General features: G+C 72.7%; 20 protein-coding genes and 1 riboswitch. Of the genes, 8 read left to right on the plus strand and 12 right to left on the minus strand.

The annotated features are described in order from the left end of the window. Window positions 1-11: 11 nt before the first annotated feature. The 7 genes from ADK65_RS10000 to fahA form a co-directional block, all read right to left on the minus strand. Window positions 12-920, minus strand: coding sequence for an ABC transporter ATP-binding protein (locus ADK65_RS10000; protein WP_420708998.1), 909 nt, complete (start codon window positions 918-920; stop codon window positions 12-14). Continuing rightward, window positions 904-1782 carry an ABC transporter permease gene (locus ADK65_RS10005; RefSeq protein WP_053669603.1) on the minus strand — a complete coding sequence of 293 codons (879 nt, stop codon included), beginning with the start codon at window positions 1780-1782 and terminating at the stop codon, window positions 904-906. The genes ADK65_RS10000 and ADK65_RS10005 overlap by 17 nt, the downstream gene beginning before the upstream one ends. Next, a complete protein-coding gene (locus tag ADK65_RS10010; protein WP_053669633.1) occupies window positions 1779-3125 on the minus strand; it encodes an ABC transporter substrate-binding protein in 1347 nt (448 codons plus the stop codon). The genes ADK65_RS10005 and ADK65_RS10010 overlap by 4 nt, the downstream gene beginning before the upstream one ends. A 30-nt stretch (window positions 3126-3155) precedes the next feature. Further along, on the minus strand, window positions 3156-3383 hold the full coding sequence (locus ADK65_RS10015) for a 4Fe-4S dicluster domain-containing protein (RefSeq protein WP_003992261.1): 228 nt from the start codon (window positions 3381-3383) through the stop codon (window positions 3156-3158). Between the two features lie 33 nt (window positions 3384-3416). Further along, on the minus strand, window positions 3417-4205 hold the full coding sequence (locus ADK65_RS10020; protein WP_170320979.1) for a GntR family transcriptional regulator: 789 nt from the start codon (window positions 4203-4205) through the stop codon (window positions 3417-3419). Window positions 4206-4412: 207 nt separating this feature from the next. Further along, window positions 4413-5351 (minus strand): M56 family metallopeptidase, encoded by a 939-nt coding sequence (locus tag ADK65_RS10025; RefSeq protein WP_053669634.1) that lies wholly within the window; start codon window positions 5349-5351, stop codon window positions 4413-4415. Window positions 5352-5579: 228 nt separating this feature from the next. Further along, entirely contained in the window at window positions 5580-6791 is a 1212-nt protein-coding gene (fahA, locus tag ADK65_RS10030; protein WP_053669605.1) for a fumarylacetoacetase, read from the minus strand. A 310-nt stretch (window positions 6792-7101) separates the two neighbouring features. Here fahA and ADK65_RS10035 point away from each other — a divergent pair, with 310 nt between their 5' ends. The 5 genes from ADK65_RS10035 (at window position 7102) to ADK65_RS10055 (ending at window position 14333) form a co-directional block, all read left to right on the plus strand. Then, window positions 7102-8361: a DegT/DnrJ/EryC1/StrS family aminotransferase gene (locus ADK65_RS10035; protein WP_078955883.1), complete on the plus strand. Its 1260-nt coding sequence runs from the start codon at window positions 7102-7104 to the stop codon at window positions 8359-8361. Further along, the gene (locus ADK65_RS10040; RefSeq protein ID WP_234352841.1) at window positions 8354-10678 is read left to right on the plus strand and encodes a lipopolysaccharide biosynthesis protein; all 2325 of its coding nucleotides are present in this window, start codon (window positions 8354-8356) and stop codon (window positions 10676-10678) included. The genes ADK65_RS10035 and ADK65_RS10040 overlap by 8 nt, the downstream gene beginning before the upstream one ends. Window positions 10679-10915: 237 nt before the next feature. Then, entirely contained in the window at window positions 10916-12733 is a 1818-nt protein-coding gene (locus ADK65_RS10045; RefSeq protein ID WP_053669606.1) for a hypothetical protein, read from the plus strand. Next, window positions 12730-13170 (plus strand): hypothetical protein, encoded by a 441-nt coding sequence (locus ADK65_RS10050; RefSeq protein ID WP_053669607.1) that lies wholly within the window; start codon window positions 12730-12732, stop codon window positions 13168-13170. The genes ADK65_RS10045 and ADK65_RS10050 overlap by 4 nt, the downstream gene beginning before the upstream one ends. Beyond that, window positions 13167-14333, plus strand: a complete 1167-nt coding sequence (locus ADK65_RS10055; RefSeq protein ID WP_053669608.1) for a glycoside hydrolase family 26 protein — start codon at window positions 13167-13169, stop codon at window positions 14331-14333. Before ADK65_RS10050 ends, ADK65_RS10055 begins: the two co-directional genes overlap by 4 nt. Window positions 14334-14344: 11 nt before the next feature. Here ADK65_RS10055 and ADK65_RS10060 read toward each other — a convergent pair whose 3' ends face one another. The 3 genes from ADK65_RS10060 to ADK65_RS10070 all read right to left on the minus strand — a co-directional run bounded on the left by ADK65_RS10060 (window position 14345) and on the right by ADK65_RS10070 (window position 17607). Then, window positions 14345-15100 (minus strand): polysaccharide deacetylase family protein, encoded by a 756-nt coding sequence (locus ADK65_RS10060; RefSeq protein ID WP_053669636.1) that lies wholly within the window; start codon window positions 15098-15100, stop codon window positions 14345-14347. 113 nt (window positions 15101-15213) lie between these two features. Next, on the minus strand, window positions 15214-16515 hold the full coding sequence (locus ADK65_RS10065; RefSeq protein WP_053669609.1) for a glycosyltransferase: 1302 nt from the start codon (window positions 16513-16515) through the stop codon (window positions 15214-15216). Between the two features lie 21 nt (window positions 16516-16536). Further along, a complete protein-coding gene (locus tag ADK65_RS10070) occupies window positions 16537-17607 on the minus strand; it encodes a GNAT family N-acetyltransferase (protein ID WP_420709000.1) in 1071 nt (356 codons plus the stop codon). A 186-nt stretch (window positions 17608-17793) separates the two neighbouring features. Between ADK65_RS10070 and ADK65_RS10075 the strand changes: the two genes are divergently transcribed. After that, on the plus strand, window positions 17794-18642 hold the full coding sequence (locus ADK65_RS10075) for an HAD family hydrolase (protein ID WP_053669611.1): 849 nt from the start codon (window positions 17794-17796) through the stop codon (window positions 18640-18642). Here the strand turns inward: ADK65_RS10075 and ADK65_RS10080 are convergent. After that, a complete protein-coding gene (locus ADK65_RS10080; protein WP_053669612.1) occupies window positions 18606-19370 on the minus strand; it encodes a LysM peptidoglycan-binding domain-containing protein in 765 nt (254 codons plus the stop codon). The two genes, ADK65_RS10075 and ADK65_RS10080, sit on opposite strands and share 37 nt — an antisense overlap. Window positions 19371-19375: 5 nt before the next feature. Beyond that, window positions 19376-19551, minus strand: a riboswitch (cyclic di-AMP (ydaO/yuaA leader). A gap of 501 nt (window positions 19552-20052) precedes the next feature. Here ADK65_RS10080 and ADK65_RS10085 point away from each other — a divergent pair. Both ADK65_RS10085 and ADK65_RS10090 read left to right on the plus strand, forming a co-directional pair. Next, entirely contained in the window at window positions 20053-21063 is a 1011-nt protein-coding gene (locus ADK65_RS10085) for a polyprenyl synthetase family protein (protein WP_053669613.1), read from the plus strand. A 254-nt stretch (window positions 21064-21317) separates the two neighbouring features. After that, window positions 21318-22580 carry a LolA family protein gene (locus ADK65_RS10090; RefSeq protein ID WP_053669614.1) on the plus strand — a complete coding sequence of 421 codons (1263 nt, stop codon included), beginning with the start codon at window positions 21318-21320 and terminating at the stop codon, window positions 22578-22580. 70 nt (window positions 22581-22650) lie between these two features. On the opposite strand, the gene ADK65_RS38480 is transcribed toward ADK65_RS10090, so the two are convergent. Beyond that, window positions 22651-22803 (minus strand): hypothetical protein, encoded by a 153-nt coding sequence (locus ADK65_RS38480; protein WP_159038754.1) that lies wholly within the window; start codon window positions 22801-22803, stop codon window positions 22651-22653. Window positions 22804-22812 lie beyond the last annotated feature (9 nt).

Below are 22812 nucleotides of genomic sequence, written 5' to 3' on the forward strand. Positions count from 1 at the left end.
CGGGGTGCCTTTCACGTACCGAGCGAGGTGAGGACGTCGCGCCGCAGGGCCACGCGCGCCGGGTCGTCGTGCGCACCGCGCTCGCGCGGGCGGGGGATGTCCCGGACGGCGACGAGGCCGCCCGCGCCGAGCAGGGCCACGCGGTCGCCGAGGAACAGGGCCTCGTCCACGTCGTGGGTGACGAAGACGACGGTGGCGCCCGTGCCCTGGAGCACCTCCACCAGCAGGTCCTGCATCCCGGCGCGGGTCTGCGCGTCGAGCGCGCCGAACGGCTCGTCCATCAGGACGGCGCGCGGGCGTCCGGCCAGGGCGCGGGCCAGCTGCACGCGCTGGCGCTGCCCGCCGGAGACCCGGTGCGGCAACTGCCGTGCCTGGGAGCCGAGTCCGACCCGCTCCAGCCACTTCTGGGCCTGCTCCCGGCGTTCGGCGCGGGGCACGCCGCGGATGGCGAGGGGGAGTTCGACGTTGGCGCGCAGGGTGCGCCAGGGGAGCAGGGCGTCCTCCTGGAAGACCAGGGCCCGGTCGGCCGAGGGGCCGGTCAGCGGGTGCCCGTCCTGGGCGATCTCGCCCGCGAGCGGCGACAGCAGGCCGGCCAGGGTGCGCAGCAGGGTCGACTTGCCGCAGCCCGACGGGCCGACGACGGTGAGGATCTCGCCGGGGGCGATGTCCAGGTCGACCTTGTCCAGGGCGGTCGCGCCGGGGCGGCCGAGGGAGGCGCCGGTGAGGCTGAGGCGCGTGCCGCGCACCGGGGAGGTGCCCGCGGCGCTCTCGGACGAAGCGTTCCCGACGGTCTCGGGGGAGGCGCCCGGGGCGGCCCCGGGACGCATGTCCGCGGCCCTGGGCGGGGTGCCCGCCGCTCCGGACGGGGTGTCCGCCGCTCCGGGCGGGGTGTTCGGGACGGTCTCAGACGAGGTGCTCATCGCGTGCCTCCTCGGATCGGGCCCCGCCGTGGACGGCGGCGGGGACGGCCGGTGCCGGCTTCACGGACCGGCCCGGCCGGGGCGTCCGGGCGCCGGGCACGTACGCGGTGCGGGGCAGCCAGCGGGTGAGGCGGCGGCCCAGGAGTTCCACGGCGGTGGAGGTGAGCCAGCCGAGCACGCCGATGGTGACCATGCCGACGAACACGCCGGGGTAGTCGACGACGGTGTAGTCCTGCCAGGTGCGGTATCCGACGCCGTACTGGCCGGAGATCATCTCGGCGGAGATCACACAGATCCACGAGACGCCGATGCCGACGGACAGACCGCCGAACACGCCGGGCAGGGCGCCCGGCAGGACGACCGAGCCGAGGATCCGCCACCGGCCGCCGCCCATGGTGCGTACGGCCTCCTCCCACACGGGCGTCAGGGCGCGCACCGCGTGCCGGGTGGAGACCAGGACCGGGAAGAAGGCGGCGGTGCAGGTGATGAAGACGATGCCCTGCTCGTTGGAGGGGAACAGCAGGATCGCCACGGGCACCAGGGCGATGGCCGGGATCGGGCGGATCACCTCCAGCACCGGACCGAGCAGGTCCTCGGCGAGTCGCGAGCGCGCCACGAGCACGCCCGTGGCCACCCCGAGTACGGCGGCCAGCAGGAAGCCGGTGAGGATCCGGGTGAGGCTGTCGGTGAGGTCCGTCCAGTAGTCCGGCCCGGACACCCGGGCGGCGAAGGCCCGGGCCACGTCGGTGACCGTCGGGAACTGCGAGAAGCGCAGCCACAGATCGACGTTCAGGCTGGTCAGCGCCTGCCACAGGCCCAGGGCGGCGACCAGCGAGAGGACGCGGAGCACATACCGCCTCACGAGGCCCGCTCCAGGGCGTCGGCGTAGGAGACGACGCGGGCTCCGCCGTGCCCGGCGATGTACGCCTGCGCGGTGTCGGGCGCGACGAAGGGCAGCAGCTTGTCGCCGTCGGCCACCCACACGGCCTTGTCGGCGAACCAGAGGGTGCCGGTGGTGGTGTCGGGGACGTAGGCGGCGCGCAGGTCGTCGCGGTGCCCGGCGACGTAACGCAGCAGCTTGGAGGGGGAGTTGAAGGTGACCGTCTTGGAGGCGCCCTTGGGCCAGGCCTCGCTCGCGGCCGGTGCGGGTTTCGTGGCGAGATGCTTGGTGTACGCCGTCGTTCCGAGGGCCTTCTTCACGTACTGGTCGTCGACGAAGGAGTCGACGTCCACGTCTCCGGTGAGCTTCGCCGACTTGAGGATCGAGACGTCCTGCTTCAGCGCGGAGACGAGCTGGGGCTTGATGGCCGGGTCGAAGGTGGCGATGCCGTGATCGCCGTTGTAGAGGTAGACGACCTCGGCGGGCAGGCCGGTCGCCTTCGCGACCTTCTCGGCGGCGTCCACCGGGTGCTCGTGCAGGTAGTCGGTGGCCTCCGCCTGGGCCTTCAGGAACGCCTCCAGCACGGCCGGGCGCTGCTTCGCGAAGTCCTCGCGGGCGGTGACGCCGTGGAAGGTGGGCAGGTTCAGCCGGGCGCCGTCGTAGATCGCCTTCGCCTTGCCCTGGAAGGTGAGCAGGCCCGGCCAGGCGACGAACTGGGACAGGGCGTCCGTGCTGCCGGCCGCGAGGGCGGAGGCGCCGACGGAGGGCTGCTGGTTGAGCTTCTCGATGCCGCTGTTCGGATCGATGCCGGCGCGCTGCAGGGCCCGGACGAGGGTGCCGTCGGCGGCCGAGCCGACGCTCGTGGAGACCTTCTTGCCCTTGAGGTCCTTCAGGGAGGTCAGCTTGGAGTCCGGAGCGGTGACGATGGTGTTGAGGCCGCCGCGCAGGTTGTAGCCGGTGACCGAGACCAGGCGGGTGGGGCTGTTGAGCTGCTTGCCGCGGGCCGCGTTGATGAGGAGCGGGAAGTCGCCCATCGAGCCGATGTCGATCTTCCCGGCGGTCATCTGTGCGGTGATGGGCGCGCCGGTGGCGTAGTCCTGCCAGTCGACCTTGTAGTGGACGCCGTCGTGCAGGGCGTTGAGCTGCTTCTCGAAGGAGCCGAGGGAGCGGAGCAGGGTGCCCGCCGTGACGGTGTTGATGGTTCGGGACTGGTAGCCGACGGTGACGGTGACCGTGGAGCCGCTGCCCGCCTCCGCGTCACCGCCGCAGGAGCTGAGCGGGAGCAGGAGGACGACGGCGGATATCGCGACGACGGTGCGTTTCATGGTGGTTCGGGACATGGCGGTTTCGGCCTCTCACCGGAGCAGATAGGGCATGTTGACCGTGACGGCTCCGGTGGGGCAGCGGGCCGCGCACGGGCCGCAGTACCAGCACTCGTCGACATGCATGTAGGCCTTGCCGTTGCGCTCGTCGATGGCGAGGGAGTCCAGCGGGCACATGTCCACGCAGAGCGTGCAGCCGTCGATGCACTTCGACTCGTCGATGGTCACGGGCACGTCGGCCCGCTGGGGCGCCAAGGGCATGGCTGTCTCCAGGGATGTGCGCGAGCGGGTGGGCTACCGGTTCCGGTGCAGCAGGCCGCTCATGGTGATGCGGTCGCCGCGGAAACGGATGAACTCCAGGTCGACCGGGCGGCCGTCCGCGAGGTGGGTGAGGCGTTCCAGCATGAGGACGGCGGCGCCGCGCGGGGCCTCGAGCACGGCGGCCGAGTGGGTGTCCGCGCTGACCGCTTCCAGAGTGATCTCGGCGTGGCCGAGGCGCTGGCCGGTGACGGCTTCCAGGAGGCGGAAGACGTCGGTGTTCTCCAGATCGGCGCCGAGCAGTTCGGTGCCGATGTCCAGGGGGATGTAGGTGAGGTCGAGGGACAGGGGCAGTCCGCCGAGCCTGCGCAGGCGTTCGATGTAGAGGACGTCGGTGCCGGGCGCGAGTCCGAGACGGTCGGCCACCGGCGCGGGGGCCGGGGCGGGGCCCATGGTGCGGACCTCGTTGGTGACCCGGCCGTGCTCGCGGAGGGTTTCCGCGAGGCCCATCAGGCGGTCGAGGCCGTGGGGGTACTTGTGGGCCACGACCACGGTGCCGACACCGGGCTGACGCTCCACGAGGCCCTCGGCCCGCAGCAGGTCGAGTGCCTCGCGGACCGTGTTGCGGCTCGCGCCGTACTCGGTGGCGAGGGTCGACTCGTGAGGGAGGACCCCGTCGGGGAAGGCCCCGGTGAGCAGCAGCCGCCGGAGCAGGTCCGCCAGTTGCCGCGCCCGGTCGGCGCGCAGCCGTCGCCGCGCGCGGTGGGCGGCGACGGTGGTCGCGGCTCCCTGTCCGGCGTGGTCTCGGATGCGGTCACTGGGCATGGTTCGGACCATACCTATCCGATAGGAAAAGTGGTGTTGCAGGAATGTTGCGCCACCGGGAATGTGACGCGTCCGACGAGTGAGCTGGTGGTTTGGCCGTACCGTGACCGGATCCGCCACCGACCGCCTGGGCCGGTGTGGCGCCGACAGCCGGTCGCCTCTCGGCCGATCCCGCTCCGGCCGCCCGCCGTCTCCCGGCCGGTGGGGCTACGACAGTGCCGTCAGGCCCGGTGCGAACGCGATCAGCAGGGGCACCAGCGGCACGAGCGCGGCCGTCGTGGTGGTCAGGGCGCGGTGCCGGCGGCCCAGCCGGGGCGGCGGCTCCAGAAGCCGGTCGACCCGTTCGCCCAGCAGGCGGTGGCTGGAGGCGCAGGACAGGACACCGCGGTGCTGGTTGAGCTCGATCAGGGCCAGGGCGGTCGTCAGGTGGCCGCAGCGGCGGGAGGCCGTGTCGTCGGCGGCCAGTTCGACCAGGCGGTGGGTCTGGTCGCAGAAGTGGGCGAACAGCGGGATGCGGGGGAAGCCGGTGGCCAGGGCCGTGGACAGGTGCAGCAGCCAGTCGTGGCGGGCGCGGGCGTGGCCCCGCTCGTGCGTGAGGACGGCGTCGAGCTGGTGGCCGGTCAGACGGTGCAGGGCGCCCGTGGTGACGATCAGCTGGGGCGGGTGGCCGGGCATCCACCAGGCGTCCGGGTACTCGTCCTCCAGGACGAGCAGCGGACCCCGGGCCGCGGGCAGGCCGGCCGGCAGGTCGGGTGCGCGCTCCCGCAGATGGGCCCGGGCCCGGGCCCGACGCCGGCGCGCCTCGACGAGCTCCCGCGCGAGCATCGCGGTCGTCCAGGCGGCGCCGCAGGCCAGCAGCAGGGTGAGCGCGGCGGCCCAGGGCGGGGCGGCGGACAGGTCGTACGCCGCGGTCACCGCGGCCGGTGCCGGGGCGAAGAGCTGGGCGCGGACCGTGCCGAAGACGGCGGCGGCGCCCAGGGAGAGCGCCGTCACGCACGCCAGCAGGACGGTGGCGACCAGGCACTGCCAGACCCAGAGCGCGACCACCGGTTCCCGCTCGGGCCAGGCCGCCCGGGTCAGCGCACGGGGAACGGGGACGGCGGCCGTCACGGCGACGACGCTCAGCAGGAGCAGGCAGACGGTCATGGCCACGGGCTCCGGTTCCTCGTCACGAGAGGGGCGGCTACGGGTCGTGCGGGGGAGGCGGCCGCCGTGCGCACCGGTGACCACGACGAGTGTTGCGGCCGTGCGGGCACACCGCCTCGCGCCCAGTATGACGGGCCGGGCGGTGTGCGTCAGGGGGCCGAACGGCGACAAGGGAGACGGCAGGGGCGACCTCGGACGCCCCGGAGAGCGGCTCCCGGCCGGTCCGGGTCAGCCCTGGACGACCCGCCCCGTCACCTCGCCGAGCCCGACTCGCACACCGTCGGGCCCGGGAGCCCAGGCCGTGAGGGTCACCTCGTCGCCGTCCTCCAGGAACGTGCGCTTGCCGCCCGGGAGTTCGAGCGGGTCGCGGCCGTTCCAGGTCAGTTCCAGCAGGGAGCCACGTTCCCGTTCCGCCGGGCCGCTGACCGTGCCGGAGCCGTACAGGTCGCCGGTGCGCAGGGAGGCGCCGTTGACGGTCATGTGGGCCAGCTGCTGGGCGGCCGTCCAGTACATGGTGGAGAAGGGCGGCTCGGAGACGACGTGGCCGTTGACGGCGACGCTGATCCGCAGGTCGTAGCCGCCGGGCTCCTCGCCGCTGTCGTCCAGGTAGGGCAGGAGCTCGTGCGTCCGGGCAGGAGGCGCCACGAGGGCCTCCTCCAGGGCGTCCAGCGGGGTGATCCACGCCGACACCGACGTGGCGAAGGACTTGCCGAGGAACGGGCCGAGGGGCACGTACTCCCAGGCCTGGATGTCGCGCGCGGACCAGTCGTTGAGGAGGCACAGTCCGAACACGTGCTCGCGGAAGTCGCCGAGGGCCACCGGCGCGCCCATCCGGGAGGGTACGCCGACGACGAAGCCGACCTCGGCCTCGATGTCCAGGCGGGCGGACGGCCCGAAGACCGGAGCGGCGTCGGTGGGGGCCTTGCGCTGCCCGGACGGCCGCGGGACCTCCGTGCCGGAGACGACGACCGTGCCGGAGCGGCCGTGGTAGCCGATGGGCAGGTGCTTCCAGTTGGGGGTGAGGGAGTCCTCGGCGTCGGGCCGGAACATCTGCCCGACGTTCCGGGCGTGGTTCTCGGAGGCGTAGAAGTCGACGTAGTCGGCGACCTCGAACGGCAGGTGCAGGGTCACCGACGACAGGGGGTGGAACAGCGGTGCGACGGTCTCGCGGTGGGACGGCACGGTCACCCAGGCGGTCAGCGCCCGGCGGACGTCCGACCAGGCCGTGCGGCCTGCGGCGAGCAGCGGGTTGAGGGTCGGCCGCGCGAGCAGGGAGGCGTAGGGCGAGCCGAGCGCGTGGGCCGCGGCGCCCGCGTCCAGTACGTGGTCGCCGAGCCGGACGCCCACGGCCCGGTGGGACGAGCCGGGCAGGGAGAACACGCCGTACGGCAGGTTGTGCGGGCCGAAGGGGTCGCCCTCGGGGACATCGAAGGGGGGCATCGGGTGCTGCCTCGCTTTCGGGTGCGCCATGTCGTCGCCACGTGTTCGTGGTCATGCCACACGTTACGGGTGACACGCCGGTCCTGGGCAGAGTCCGAGGAGGCGGAGAGGGGCGAACGGGGCAGGTGGGCGCGGGTGGGACCGGACGGGTCCACTCCGGCGCGCCGGGCGGGACGCCGCATTCGTACGTGCCGACAGTTATCCACAGGACGCGACGCAATCTTGACGGAGCGGTGCGAACGGGGCGACTCTGGGCGGGTGCCGGAAGGCCTCGGGGAGGGGGCTTTCCCACGGCACATCTGGGGGGCGGATGGCCAAAGGGGAGGCCGGTCCGGGTTCGGTGCGGCGTGGCGCACAGCCGAAGTGGCTGGAGGAGACCATGCGCGTCCGGCTCGGCCGGGAATGTGTGTACGTACCGTCGTGCCGATTCGGGCTGTACGTGGCGCTGCGCCACTGGTGCCCGCCCGGCGGACGGGTGCTGATGTCGCCGGTGAACGACGACGTGATCTTCTTCGTCGTGCTCGCGGCCGGACTGCGCCCCGTGCAGGCGCCGTTGAACCCGCTCGACGCGTCCATCGACATCGATGCCGTGCCGGACGAGGTGTGGGGCTCGGTGTCGGCTGTGCTCACGACGAACCTGTACGGGAACCCGGATCCCGCACCGCGCCTCAGGCAGAAGTGCGACGCGCTGGGGATCCCGCTGTTCGAGGACGGGGCGCACGCGATCGGCAGCCGGGTGGGCGGCCGGCCGGTCGGGGCGTGGGGCGAGGCCTCCGTGTTCAGTCTGTCCAAGCACGTCGGCGCCCAGGCCGGAGGCATGCTCTCGCTCGCCGACCCGGGGTTACGGGAGGCGGTGGAGAAGACCTGCGAGGGACTGCTCGCGCCGCGCCGGACGAGTGCCGAACTCGCCTATCTGGTCCGGCCTTACGCGGAGGCGGCGGTGCGCGGGCTGCGGCTGCGGCGCGCCGCCTGGGCCGCGATCCGGCTGCTGGGGCTGGCGGACCGCGAGGAGATCCGGATGCCGCTGCGCCCGGACGAACTCGCCCTCGCCGCCCGTCACACGCCCGGGCTCGACGCCCACCACCCGTGGGTGCGCGTCGACATGCACGACTACCGCCTCCGGTCCGGCTCGCTGCGGCTGCGCCGCATCGGCCACAAGCTCGGCCGGCTGGACGACGTGCTGGAGGCCTGCCGGGCGGGCACGGAACTGCTGCTGTCCACGCCCTGGGCCAAGCCGCGCGACGGCCAGGGGACGCAGCCGCTCTTCCGGGTCCCGCTGTTCGTGGCCGACCGGAACGCGGCGATCGCGGCTCTGGCGCGGCAGGGCATCGTCGTCGGCTACCTCTACGACCCGCCCCTGGACGACTACGCCGGTGCGGAGTTCACCGACCCCTCACCATCTCCCGAGGCGGCCCGCTGGTTCGCGCGGCACGCGCTGCCCGTGGACCCGCTGCGGGCGCGGGCGGCGGTCGAGGTGCTGGAGCGGTCGGGAGCCCAGCCGGTCCGGACGCCGGGAGAACAGCCGGGGAACAATCCGACGCCGGGAGGGCTGGGACGGTCCGGTGGCTGAGATCCAGGTGCACGAGCCCGCCGCCGCGCGCACCGACGGCGGCGGGCCCAAGCCTGCCGACGGCGACCACACCCACGACTCGCTGTTCAAGAACGCCTACTTCCTCATGCTCAGCACCGGCGTCTCGGCCGTACTGGGCCTGGGATTCTGGCTGGTGGCCGCCCGCTACTACACGGAGGAGGCCGTCGGCCAGGGCTCGGCCGCGATCGCCGCGATGCGGCTGCTCGCCAGCATCACGGCGACGACGATGATCGGCGCCGTCGTCCGTTTCGTCCCGCGCGCCGGGCGGGAGACCGGACGGCTGGTGTGGGGCACGTACGTGGCCAGTTCGCTGGTCGTGGCGCTCGCAGCCGCCGTCTTCCTGCTCACGCTCGACGCGTGGGGGGCGTCCTACGCACCGCTGGGCACACCCGTGGCGGGTGCCGTGTTCGTCGCCGCCTGTGTGGCCTGGGCGTTGCTCACCCTTCAGGACGGGGTGCTCACCGGACTGCGCAAAGCGGAGTGGGTGCCCGCCGGGAACGCGGTCTTCTCGGTCGGCAAGCTGGCCCTTCTGGTCGTCTTCGCCGGCGCGCTGCCGGTCCTCGGCATCTTCGTCTCCTGGGCGGTGGCGATCGCCTTCTCCACCCTGCCGCTGGGCTGGCTGATCTTCCGCCGGCTCATCCCGCGCCAGGCGGCCGCCGACCGCGACAAGGAACCCCCGAAGATCCGGGACATGGGCCGGTTCCTGGCCGGGGACTCACTGGGCGCCCTGTTCAGCCTGGCGATGATCAATTTGCTGCCAGTGATGGTCGCGGTCCGCTTCAGCGCCGCCGAGAACGGCTACTTCTACGTGGCCTACACCGTCGGCGGCACGATGGAGTTCATGGCCATCAACATGGCCTCGTCGCTCACCGCGCACGCCTCGCACGACCCGCGCCAGCTCGCCGACGGCGTCCGGGGCGCCCTGCGGCGCATGACGCTGCTGCTGGTCCCGGTCGTGGCCGTGCTGGTCGTCTTCGCCCCGCAGATCCTCACGCCCTTCAGCCCGGACTACGCCGAGCACGGCTCGACCGTGCTGCGGCTTCTCGCCCTCGGTGCCCTGCCGCGGGTGGTGGTGGAGCTGTACATCGGCGTACTGCGCGTCCAGGGGCGCACGGGTGTGCTGGCCGCGCTCCAAGGGGCCATGTGCGCCCTGGTGCTGGGCAGTGCGGCCGTGCTGTTCTCCCCGTCCGGGATCGCGGGCGCCGGCTGGGCGGTGCTGCTGAGCATGACGCTGATCGCCGTCGTCTCCATGGCCGGACTGCGCGCGGCCCTGCGCCACGACGACAGCACCCCCGCCGCCCGTCCACCGGCCGACCCCGCCTACGGCACCCGCTGGGCGAAGCTCAACGCCACCGCCGGATACGGCACGACCTGGGCCCGCCGGGCCGCCTACCAGCCCAAGGACGGCGACCAGGACACGGTCACGCTGTTCATCGGGCGCCCCGGCTACGAGCGCGAGGCGCTGCAGGCGGACACGCTGGCGCTGATCGTGCGGCCGGACGGGCCGACCAGGGAACCACCGCCCCACCCGGCCGGGGAACCGGAGCCGGAGCCGCAGGAGCCGCAGGAGCCGCAGGAGCCGCAGGAGCCGCAGGAGCGGCGGCTGCGAGGCGCCCTGTGGAGCCTGCTCGGGGTCGCCGTCGTGTTCTTCTGGGCTCCGCTGCGGGACCTGCCGTGGCTCGACCGGGCGTCCGAAGCCGCGCTGTCCGGGCGCCAGTTGCTGGAGGGCCTGCCCCTGCCGTCGCTCGCCGCGGGCGGCCTGCTGCTCGTGGTGTTCGTCGCCGCCGTCACGCTGAGCACCCGGCGCGACCCGTGGTTGCCCGGCACGGCACTGTGCGCCGTCCTGTGCGCCCTGTACGCCGCACCGGCCGCCCTCGGACGGGAACCGCGGCCGGTGGACGGGGCGTTGTACGAGAAGACGGCCGGTTTCCTGGCGGACGCGGTGGGGCTCGACGGGCCCGAGCCACTGCTGCGCTGGGCGCCGCCGGTCTGCCAGCTGCTGTGTCTCGTACCGCTGGGGCTGCTGTTGCTCGCGAACACGGGCGGCCGGATGACGTGGCCGGGGCGCTGGGGGGTTCTGTATCTCGTCGCGGTGTGCGGCTGGGTGTGGCGCGACGCGCTCGCACCCCTCGCGCCGCCCCTGCTCGTCGCCCTCGCGCTGCTCCTGCCGCTCCACCGCGCCGCGTCGGCGTGGTGGCGCTCGCGCACCGCGTCCCCGACAGATCCGATGGATCCGATAGATCCGACAGCCAACCGAACGGCCTGCGGCTTACCGAGCGGCAGGCCCCGCGACTGATCACACCCGAAGCCGAGACCGCCCCGGGCCCGGGCCCGGACAGAGCCGAGCACAGCCGAAGAGAGCAACCGCCAGGGGGGAACCACCGTGCGTCCGCCAGTCACACCGAGGGAGAGATCCACGCCGGAACCCACACCCGCACGGGACGGCGCGAGCACCTCCGCCGGCGGACCCGACACGGCCAGCCAGTCCTCCAGCCCCAGCTCCTCGGAGTCGTCGAGCCCCGCCCACGGGCCCGTGACGGACCTGTCCGACCTGCCCCCCGCCTGGTCCGGCCGCCGCGCGCGCTCCTGGCCCGGTGTCCCGCTGCTCGTCGCGCTCGCGCTCTGGGCGTACGCCGTGCGGCACACCGACGTCTCGCGGCTCGACGACTACGGGCTGGTCAGCGCGCTGCACCCGACATTCTGGGCAGGGCTCGCGGTACTCACCGCCGGCTTCTGGTTCACCGTCCGCGACGCACACCGCCCGGCAGCCTGGTCGGCGGCGTACGTACTGGGCCTGCTGGTGATGGAGCGGGCCACGCAGGCCGTGCTCTACCCGACCCCGCTGTACGCCTGGGCGTGGAAGCACGAAGCGGTCATCGACCATCTGCTGACGGCCGGCGGACTGCAGACGGCCGATCAGGTCGGCGACATGGCGGTGTACGACCAGTGGCCGGGCTTCTTCGCCGCCCAGGCCGCCCTGCAACGGCTGCTGGGCGTGGACTCGGCGGCGATGTTCATGGCCTGGTGGCCCCTGGTCTCCAGCCTGATGCTGCTGCTCCCACTGCTGCTGATCTACCGCACCTTCACCGAGGACCGGCGGCTGATCTGGACCGCGGTCTGGCTCTTCTACGTGGCCAACTGGGTCGGGCAGGACTACTTCTCCCCCCAGTCCGTGGCGTACGCGCTGCACGTGGGCGTGCTCGCGGTCGTCCTGCGGCGCTTCGGCCGGTCCGCCGTGCGGAGCGGGCAGCCGCGGCAGGCCGTGTGGACGGTGGTGATCACCGTCATGATCGTGGCGATCGTCATCTCCCACCAGCTCACCCCGGGCATGCTGGCCGTCTGCCTGCTCGCCCTGTGCCTGAGCCGCCGCTACCGCGACTGGGTCCCGGTCGTCACGACCGTCGTCATCTTCCTGGCCTGGTGCCTCACGGCCGCCCTGCCCTTCCTGTCCGCGGCGATGCCCGACATGATCCGCTCCATCGGCGACGTCGGCGCCAACGTCGAGACGGGCTACGGCGCCACACCGACCGGCACCGGAGCGATCGCGACGTCCTGGGCGGCCCGGCTGCTGTCCGGTTCGGTCCTGCTGCTCGCGGGCGTCGGAGTGCTGCGCCAGCGGGTGCTGCGCCACCGCGCCTTCCCCCTGCTGCTGGTCGCGGCGGCCCCGCTGCCGATGTTCGCGGCGAGCAGCTACGGCAGCGAGATGATCTTCCGGGTGCTGTTGTTCATGCTGCCCGGAGCCGCCTTCTTCGCCGCCGCGGCCCTGCTGCCCAAGGTCCGCACCCTGGCCGCCGACGCCACCGCACAGGCAGCCGGCAACCGGCAGGCCACCGGCCCCGGCCGGGCCCGCCGGTGGGGGGCCGGCACCTGGGTGCCGCTGGCCGCGCTGCTCGGCACCACTCTGGCGTTCGTGCCCGCCTACTCCGGCAAGGACCGCATCAACTACTTCCCGCCCCAGGAAGTGGCGCTCGTGCGGCAGCTCTTCGCGCAGGCGCCCGAGGGCTCGCTGGTCGTGGCGGCCAACCGCAACTACCCGGACGCGTACGCCGACTACTGGAGCGTCGACCACTACTGGTTCCTCGACGACGGCCGCGGTCATGTCGACCGGATCGTCAGGGAGCCCGCCGCCACCCTCGCGCGAGACATGGCGGGGGTGGAGCGCCCGGGCCGGGCCTACTTCCTGCTCACCCAGGGGCAGGTGGCCAACTCCGAGATGAACGGGCAGCTCGACCGGGCCCAGTTGGAGCGCATCCAGAGATCCGTCGCCGCGTCGCCGAGATTCCGGCTCGTGGCGGACAACGGCGCCGGATGGCTCTACGTACTGAACCAGTCAGGGGGAGCGGAGCGATGAGACCGCAGGAACTCGTGGTCCGGATGCTGCCCCCGTTCGGCGGCTGGCTGGCACTGGCCGCCCTCGCCCTGCCCGGCGGATCGCCGCTACGGGGCGCCGCGGTCGTGCTGTTCCTGGCCGCGGGGCCCGGTGCGGCCGTGGTCAGAGTCTGCGCCCCCGCCCTCGGGGCGCGGCCCGCCGAAGGGCCCGTGGAGCGCCGGGACCCGGACTTCGCCCGCCACTCCGACCTGCTGGAGCGGCTGATGCTGGCGCTGTTCCTGAGCATCGGCGCCGTGATGCTCGTGGCGACCGTGCTGATCGCCACGCACACCTTCAGCGCGCAGCGGGTGCTGCTGACGCTGACGCTGCTGACCACACTCACCGCGTTCTGCCCGCCGCTGCGCGCCTCCCCGCAGCCGGGGACGACACCGAGGACACCGAAGGGTTCCGCTCAGTGAGGTTCAACCGCCCCCACCGTCCCTTTCGCCGCACGCCGCACGCCACCGGAGCCCGGTACCGCAGAACGCCGCACGGGGAGAGGCCACACGAGGAGCACGCGGCCCCAGGCCCGCTGGCATCGAGCCGCCGCCGACTGCTGATCACGTCCGCCACGGTCGTCAGCGCGGTGCTGGTCGCCGTACTCGCTCTGCGGAACGCCTCCGGACCGCAGGAGCAGGGAGCGGCCGGGGCCCCGGCGGACTGCCGCCCGACGGCCCTCCTGGTACCGCCCTGCGGCGCCTGGTTCGGGGCGTTCGTGCCGCACGAGCGCGACGACCTGCCGGAGAAGGTACGCGCCTACGAGAAGCGCGTGGGCCGGGAGCTGGACATCGTGTACACGTACCACGACATGTCCCTGCCCTCGGGCGCCCGGCGGGAGGGACAACTGCTCACGCCGGAGGAGCGGCGTGTCGGCGAGGACCACCTGCTGCTGCTCTCCTGGGAGAGCAAGTGGTGGGGCGGTACCAAGGGGCAGCAGCCGACCTGGAAGCAGATCGCGTCCGGCGAGCTGGACGACCGGGTGATCGACGTCCAGGCCCGGCGCATCAAGGACTACGGCAAGAAGGTGTTCCTCTCCTTCGACCTGGAGATGGACACCCGCACCTCGGCCGGCGGCACGCCCGCCGACTACGTGAAGGCCTACCGGCACATCCACGACCGGTTCCGCGCTCTGGGCGTCGACAACGTGGTGTGGACGTGGATCACCACCGGATACCTCGACCACGCCGGCACGATCGAGAAGATGTACCCGGGCGACGACTACGTCGACTGGATCGGCTACAACCAGTACAACTACTACCTCTGCCACGACGCGGACTGGCTGACCTTCGCGCAGACCCAGAAGGCCACGCACGACTGGATCCGCACGCACCTCTCCGACGACAAGCCGCTGATGCTCTCCGAGTTCGGCACCGCCGCGGACGCGAACCGCCCGGGGCGGCAGGCCGAGTGGTACGCGCAGGTGCCCGGGGTGCTCAAGGGCCTGGACGGCGTCAAGGCCGCCCTCCAGTGGAACTACCGCGACCCCGGACCGCACTGTGACCTGGCGGTGGCGAACGACGCGGCCTGGGGCAGCCTGCGCAAGGCCGTCTCCGACCCTTACCTGAACCAGCCGCTGCGATAGCCCCGCCGGGGTCAGCCCGCGAACTCGGGCCCGTGCAGCACCGCACGGGCCCGCCGGTACCAGCGCCACGCGATCGTCTTCGGCCCGTCCCGGTACGGCGCGACCCGCGCGCCCGCCCCGGCCAGCCAGCCCTCGACGTCGGCGACGGTGTGGGTCCGCCGGACGATGAGCCGGGCGATGCGGTACCGCTCGTCGCGGTCGGAGCTGAGCGCGTGCCGCACGGCCGTCGCGGTCTCGTAGCCCGCCCCGGCCGACATGGCCCGCACCCGGGGGCTGTTGTAGCCGTGCGGGTAGGCGAGGTGCCGGATCTCGTGTCCGAGGGCGTCCTCCAGCACGGCCTTGGAGGTGCGCAGTTCGTACGCCAGGGCCTTGGCGGACAGGGTGTCGAGCTGCGCGTGCGTCACGGTGTGGCTGCCGATCTCGATGCCGGAACGTTCCAGCTCCGCCGCGTCGGCCAGGCTCATCATCGGCGCGGGCGGCAGCAGACTGCGGCCGCCCGGTGCGATGGCGCCGGTGGTCAGATAGGCGGTGGCGGGCAGCGCGCGTGCGGCCAGGGCCTCGGCGGTGGGTCCGGGCAGATCGGCGAATCCGTCGTCGAACGTGAGCAGCACCGGCCGGGGCGGCAGCGGTGCCCGCCCGGCCAGGTGATCGGCGATCGCGCTGATCGTGACGGGCGTACGCCCGCTGCGGACCACCGCGTCGAGATGCGCGGCGAACTGCTCGGGGGTGACGGTGAACTCGGCGATCCAGTGCGGCGGATCGTCCATCACGGAGTGGTACAGGAAGACGGGGATGGCGGGAGCGCCTTCGGCCGGCGGCGGGCCCACCGGCCCCTCGCTCTCCCGCGCACCCCGTTCCGCCCGGCCTCTGCCGTCCGTCCTCATATCGCCCCCCGGGCCGTCTTCCCACGAGCGGTCGCGCGCAGCGCACGCCGTGCCTTCAGATAGCCGACCGGCCCGTACAGCATCCCCCTGCGCTGCAGCCGTGACAGCCGCCGCGGCCAGGGGTGCGTGCGGGCGTCGTGGTCGCCCGGCGGGCCGGTGCCGTCCGCCCCGTCCGTCGCGCGTACCGCCGTCAGCGTGCGGGCGTGGGCGAGGCCGCGGGGCAGGCGCGCGAGGAACGCCGGGAGCAGCGCGGGCCGGTTCACGAGCACCGCGGTGAGGTAGGCGGTGAGCCCGGCGCCGTAGCCGTACGCCTGGGTCTCCAGATCCCGCCAGGTCTCCCGGTGGTGGTGCCACACCAGGGCGTACGGCGTGTAGCGCAGCCGGTGCCCCTGGGCCAGGACGCGCACGAAGCCGTAGAGGTCGTCGCCGCCCCGGGCCGCCGTCCCGGCCCCGGTGGCCGGGTCGAAACCGCCGACGGAACGCAGCACCGCCGTGCGGAACGCCATGTTCGCGCCCGAGCCGAACCGCCCGGCCGTGAACGGGAACAGCGGCTCGTCGCCCGGCGGGCGCTCCGGGTCGTACGTCCTTGGAGTGAAGCCTTTCGCGAAGCCGCCGTGGCTCTCCAGCAGTACCTGCGCCGGAGTCGTCAGCCGCGCCGGCAGGATCAGCCCGGTGCAGCACCCGAGCCCCGGGTCGGCCGCGAAGGGCGCGGCCAGCTCGGTCAGCCAGCGCGGATCGGCGACCACGTCGTCGTCGGTGAAGGCGACCACCTCACCGCGCACGGCCTCCAGCCCGGCGTTGTGGGCGGCTGCGAGCCCCGGAACGGGCTCACAGACGTACCGCACCCGCTCGGCGTACTTCCGCTCGACCAGCTCCCGCGTCTCGCCCGTGACGGGCGCGTTGTCGACGACGACGACCTCGAACCGCGGATGGTCCTGCGCCAGCAGCGAGTCCAGCGCCCGGGCCAGCTGCCCGGCCCGCTCCCGGGTCGCGACGACCACACTCGTGAACGGCGGCTCCCCGGGGTCGCCGAAGTCGGCGGGCCCGCATTCCGCCCGGGCCCGCTCCGCCAGCACCGCCCTCGGATCCGCGCCCTCCGGCACCCGCCCGAGCAACGTCCCCACGGGCCGGCCGCCTCTCCTGACCAGCACGAACACCTCTCCGTGCGTCACGGGCGGACTCCCCGGGCCGGGTCTGAGCACCGCCTCGTCACCGTCGAGGTCCAGCTCGGCGACCTGCACCGCCCCGATGTCCAGGAACCGCCGTATCTCCTCCTGCGCACGCGCCGAACGGGCCATGCGCCCACCCCCCTCGTGTGTTCAGGTACGGCGCAGCCGGGCCGCGCCCTTCAGGGCCCGCGCGGCCAGCGACGCGAGCTGTGGCCTGCCGCGGACGAAGCTGTGCGCGCGGCGTGCGGGTTCGCGGCTCAGCCAGTGCAGTGCCGCGCCCACCCCCGGACGGGTCACCGCACCCTCGTACACGGGCAGTTCGCCCGTCTTCAGCGCGTCCTTGTACTCGGCCGCGCCCCGCCCCAGGTCGAGCACGGCGACACCGGCGGCGGCCGCCGCCTCGGCCATGCGCAGGTGCAGCACCAGACCCGGTGAGAACTTCGCGAACTCCGGGTCGTAGGCCGGGAACCAGCAGGCCAGCACCGAGGCCGAACGCAGTCCGAAGTGCGCGGCGACGGGCCGCTCACCGGCGTACAGCACGGACAGCGTGCCGCTGCACTCCGGCGCCCGGGTCCGGGCCAGCTGCCCGACGAGCCGGGTGATCCACTCCTGGGCGAACCGGTCCCGGCGGCCGGTCCTGCGGTACTGCGCGGACTTCCACTCCATGAGCGTGCGCAGTGCGGCCGGGTCGCGCTCGTCGAACACGAACCGCAGCTCACCGGCCTGCCGCCCCAGCCTGCGCTCCTTGGCCAGGGTCGTCTTCAGGAACTTCGGCGACTGCGCGCGCAGCACCGACTCGTACGTCTCGTAGCCCTTCTCCACGTCGATGACGTAGGTGGCGTGCTCCTCGGCCGCGTAGCGGACGAACAGCCGCTGCTCGGCCTCCAGATTGTCGAAGGCGAAGCTCGACACCGAGCAGGCCTTCAGCAGTTCGCCCGTCTCCACGTCCAGACCCGGCCGCAGGATCGCGCCCTGCGCGTCCGAGACGCCGAGCCCGATCGCCCGGCCCTGCCCCAACGGGCCCCGCTCATACGGCAGGAAGCCGGCCGGCTCCCGCCCTTCGTACACCACCGCGATCCGGGCCCCCGGCCTGAACAAGCCGACGGCTTCGGTGAACTCCGGCTCCATGAAAGGGTTGCGCGGTGCCTCCGAGGCGGCGCGCAGCGCACGCCAGCGCTCCCTCTCCCCTTCGCCGAGCTCCCCGGGCCCAGCCACGCGAATGCGCCCACTGCTCAACCCGACCCCCCGATCAAGTCCCCCCTGGACACTTGGAAGGTACCGCTCTATGCGGCCTCACGGGTAGGTAGCGGAGCATGTTGTTGCCAACCGGTGCAGAGGCCTTCAACCGGGCAATCGGCGTCCGCCGTCCGATGAAACGAAGGGGCGCGCTGTCCGTATTCTCTGATCATGGCCGCACCCCTCGCATATTCACTCATCGCCACCGATCTGGACGGGACGCTGCTGCGCGGCGACGACACCCTGTCCGACCGGGTCCTCGCCGCGCTCGGGCGGGTGGCGGACGCCGGTGCCCAGCACCTCGTGGTGACGGGCCGGCCGGCGCCGAGAGTGCGGCCGCTCCTGGACGACCTCGGCTGCACGGGGCTCGCGGTGTGCGGGCAGGGCGCGCAGGTGTACGACGCCGGCGCGGACCGGCTGCTGTGGTCCATCACCCTGGACCGGGAACTGGCGGAGACCGCCCTGGGCAAGATCGAGGCCGAGGTGGGGCAGGTCTACGCGGCCGTGGACCAGGACGGGGTGGAGGGGCTCACGCTGATCGAGCCGGGCTATCTGATGCCGCACCCGACCCTGCCCGCGGTCCGGGTGGAGCGGCGCGAGCAGCTGTGGGGCGAGCCCATCAGCAAGGTGCTGCTGCGGCATCCCCATCTGACCGACGACGAGTTGGCGGCGACGGCCCGCTCGGTGGTCGGCTCACTGGCGACGGTGACGATGTCGGGGCCCGGGACGGTGGAGCTCCAGCCGTGCGGGATCACCAAGGCGACGGGGCTGGCGCTGGCCGCCGAGCATCTGGGGCTGCGGCCGGCGGACACCATCGCCTTCGGCGACATGCCCAACGACATCCCGATGTTCGACTGGGCCGGCCACGGCGTCGCGATGGCCAACGCCCACCCCGAGCTGAAGGCCGTGGCCGACGAGGTCACCCTGTCGAACGAGGACGACGGCATCGCCGTCGTCCTCGAGCGACTGCTGGGCGGGTCGGCTCAGTACGGGCCGTTGACGTTGTCGATCGAGCCGTAGCGGGCGGCCGCGTAGTTGCAGGCCGCCGTGATGTTGGCGACCGGGTCGTACGGGTCGAAGGAGGTGCCGGGCACGTGGTAGGCGGCGAACGTCGGGTCGATCACCTGGAGCAGGCCCTTGGACGGGGTGCCCGCTGCGGCGTTCGAATCCCAGTTGTTGATCGCCAGGGGGTTGCCGGACGACTCGCGCATGACGTTGCGGTAGATGCCGTCGTAGGAGCCCGGGATGCCGTGCTGCGCCATGACGTCCAGCGACTCGCGGATCCACCCGTCGAGGTTGTTCGCGTAGGTCTTCGCGGACGCCTGGGTGGCCTGGGCGACGCCGCCGGCGGGCTTGGCGGGGGCGGACGACTGGGTCGCCGTCTTCTTCGGGGCGAGCGACTTGGTGGTCTTCACCTTGAGCTTCAGACCCGGGTGGATCAGCTTCGGGTTGTCGCCGACGGCGGCGCGGTTGTCCTTGTAGAGCTGCTTCCAGCCGCCCCGGACGTCGTACTTGTCCGCGATGCGGGCGAGCGAGTCGCCCTTGGCCACGGTGTACGTGAGGGACTTGGCGGGCTGGGCCGCCTGCTTCACGGACTGCGCGGCGGGGGCGCTCTGCGGCTCGGCGGCGCTCGCGTGCGTGGCCCCGAGGAGCGGAAGGGTCAGTGCGGCTCCACCGGTACCGACGGCGACGATGCCTCGGGTCAGCGGGTTGGTTCTGGGGCGACGGTGCTTGCCTCGTCCGGCCATGGCGATGTTCCTCTCCGGCGCCTGCGAGGTGAGCTGTCGGGTTCGGGCCGGGAGGTGCCCGGCCGCCTACGGCACCGTGTGCCGTACGCGGCTTCACCCCGAGCCGTGCCGCTGTGCGGCCCGGCGACTTACCTGGGTCCCCCGCTCCTGCCACGCGTGAGTGAGTCGGTTCCTGTGGGGAGTCCGGGCGGCGGCAGGATTAGGCGTCCGCCGGACAGGGCCGGAACGTATGCGAGAGCACATGTCGGGAACAAGCACCTCAGTCACACATTGCGCGGTTGACCTTGGTCGGGGGAGTTTGGGCGACTTGATCCTTTGCGAGAGCCAAGGCTCAACTGGCCTTCGGGAGAAGGCGGTAGGGGCCGGTGTGGGCGCGGGTCGGAATGGGGGAAGTAGTGATTCAACTCACTGATCACGAGCCCATGGGGCAATTTCCGCCAAGGGGAATTCGACGACTCATCACGGCAAATCGTGCATAACTCGCTACCCCTGGGTAAGTCGATAAATATCTGTTCTTATAGGTTGATCGAAAACATAGCGGTCGTGATCGGATACCACCCGGCCTGTAACCATGGGCGCTGGCGGTGATCGAAACGTGACCGGATACGCTGACTCGAGTGAGGGCAGCGACCTATCGACAATCCGCGTAATCACGGCAGACACAGCAGACAGGAGACCCCTCGTGACCGACGTCGGGCCGTTCGGGCTGAGCGTGCGGGACCAGGCTCTGGAAGCCGACGTCCAGGCCGGATTGACGGCTGTCGAGGAAGGCTTGCTCGAGGCCACCAAGAGTGAGGTGCCCTTCATCACGGAGGCCGCCCAGCATCTGGTGCGGGCCGGCGGCAAGCGGTTCCGCCCGCTGCTCGTGATGCTCTCCGCCCGGTTCGGTGACCGCCACGCGCCCGGGATCGTGCCGTCGGCCGTCGTCGTGGAGCTGACCCATCTCGCCACGCTCTACCACGACGACGTCATGGACGAGGCCGCCGTGCGCCGCGGTGTCCCGAGTGCGAACACCCGGTGGGGCAACTCCGTCGCGGTCCTCACCGGCGACTTCCTCTTCGCCCGCGCCTCGCACATCCTGGCCGACCTCGGCCCGGAGGCCGTCCGGGTGCAGGCCGAGGCGTTCGAGCGCCTGGTGACCGGCCAGATCCTGGAGACGGCCGGACCGCAGGACGGCCGGGACCCCGTCGAGCACTACCTGGACGTGCTGGGCGGCAAGACCGGTTCGCTCATCGCGGTCTCGTGCCGGTTCGGCGCGATGATGTCCGGCGCCGACGAGACCGTCGTGGACGTGCTGACCCAGTACGGCGAGCGGCTCGGCGTCGCCTTCCAGCTCGCGGACGACGTCCTCGACATCGCCTCCGACTCCCACGAGTCCGGCAAGACGCCCGGCACCGACCTGCGCGAGGGCATCCCCACCCTGCCGGTGCTCCGGCTGCGTGAGCGCGCGGCCCGGCTCGGGCTCGCCGAGGACATCGCCCTGTGCGAGCTGCTCGACTCCGATCTCACCGACGACGAACGGCACGGCGAGGCCCTGCGCCTGCTGCGCGCCCACCCGGCCCTGGAGCAGGCCCGGCGGGACACCGTCCGCTACGCCCAGGACGCCCGTGCGGCGCTGGCACCGCTGCCCGAGTGCACCGCGAAGACGGCGCTCCAGGAGCTGTGCGACGCGGTGGTGCACCGGGCCGGCTAGCCCGCCCTTCCCGGCGGCCCGGACCTCCAGGGCCGCTACGACCCCTACGGGTCGGGGGACAAGCCGCCCTCCCGTGTCATACCCCAGCAGTACGCGGAGTTGAGTCCGGGGTCTGACGTAACTTCCCGGCCGATTTGGTCAGATGGTGACCACGGAAAACACCACTCCTCACCTGTTCGGGTGAGACTGGCGGCTCAGGGACGAGTGCGTGGACGACACGGACAGCCGCCGCCGACCACGGAGGTAGGGCACACATGGCACCGTACGCATCCGACGACAGCACGACCGCCGGAGAGGTCGACGAGCAGCGCTCCGGGCAGCGCAAAGCCGCGCGGTACATCGTCCCGGTCGCGGTGGTGGGGGTGGCCGCCGCGACGATCGGGCTGGTCCCCGCGCTCGCCAGCTCCGGTGACCCTGACCTCCCGAAGATCACCGCACAGCAGCTCATCGAGAAGATCGCGAAGTCGGACGTCCAGCAGCTGTCCGGCACGGTGAAGATCAGCACGGACCTCGGCCTGCCGGACCTCGGCGGCCTGGAGTCGGGCCTGCTGTCCGGCGCGGCGGGCAAGGGCGAGGGCGGCTCCTCCGCCGATCCGTCGGCCAAGCTCGCCGAACTGGCCTCCGGTACGCACACGCTGCGCGTCGCCGCCGACGGCCCGGACAAGCAGAAGCTGTCGCTGGTGGAGAACGCCGCCGAGTACAGCGTCATCCACAACGGCAAGGACGTCTGGGGCTACGACAGCAAGGCCGGCGAGGTCTACCACGGCACCGCCGCCGAGAGCCCGGAGCGCGGCAAGGAACAGCAGCCGCCGGCCACACCGAAGGACTTCGCCGAGGAGGCCCTGAAGGCGGTCGACGACACGACGTCCGTGACCGTGGACGGCACCGCCCGGGTCGCCGGCCGGGACGCCTACAAGCTCGTCGTGAAGCCGAAGCAGTCCGGCTCGACGGTCGGCGCGATCACCGTCGCCGTGGACGCGAAGACCGGCATGCCGCTGAAGTTCACGCTCACCCCGGCGGGCGGCGGCGCGGCCGTCGTCGACGCGGGCTTCACGAAGGTCGATTTCGCCGCGCCGGCCGCGTCGACCTTCGACTTCACGCCGCCCAAGGGCGCGAAGGTCACCGAGGAGAAGGACGCCGGCAAGGACGCGGGCGGGACTCCGCGCAAGGCCCCGGGCCTGCCCTTCGACCTGGGGGAGGCGCCGGGCCACGCCCCGAAGGCCGGGAAAGACGCCGACCGGGGCCCCGGCGGTCATGACGGCATGAAGACCATCGGCGAGGGCTGGACCGCCATAGCGACCTTCGACACCGGCGGCGAGGGCGTGCCCTCCGGCAAGGCCGGCGGGGCGTTCGGCGGCTTCGTCGACTCGCTCGGCGACAAGGTCCACGGCACGTTCGGCTCGGGCACGGTCTTCTCCACCCGCCTGGTCAACGCCCTCGTCACCGACGACGGCAAGGTCTACGCCGGCCTGGTCACCAAGGACGCGCTCGTGAAGGCGGCCGACGCCGGCAAGTGAGCCCCGTGGGCCCACGGGACGAGAGCGGAACCGGAGCACGGGGGAGGCGGGGGCGAGGCCGTCGGACCGGTCATCGCCACCCGCGCTCACCGGCCGCGACCGCCGCGCACGGCTCGCCGTCGACGGGCTCGACCCGACCGTCGACGGCGGGCGGCGTCTTCGGACTCCTCGGCGGTCTGCGGGCCGGGTCGACGTGGGCGCGCTTCACGGCGAAGGACGTCACCGCGCAGCC

The sequence above is a fragment of the Streptomyces sp. NRRL B-1140 genome (assembly GCF_001280065.1).
Lineage (GTDB): Bacteria > Actinomycetota > Actinomycetes > Streptomycetales > Streptomycetaceae > Streptomyces.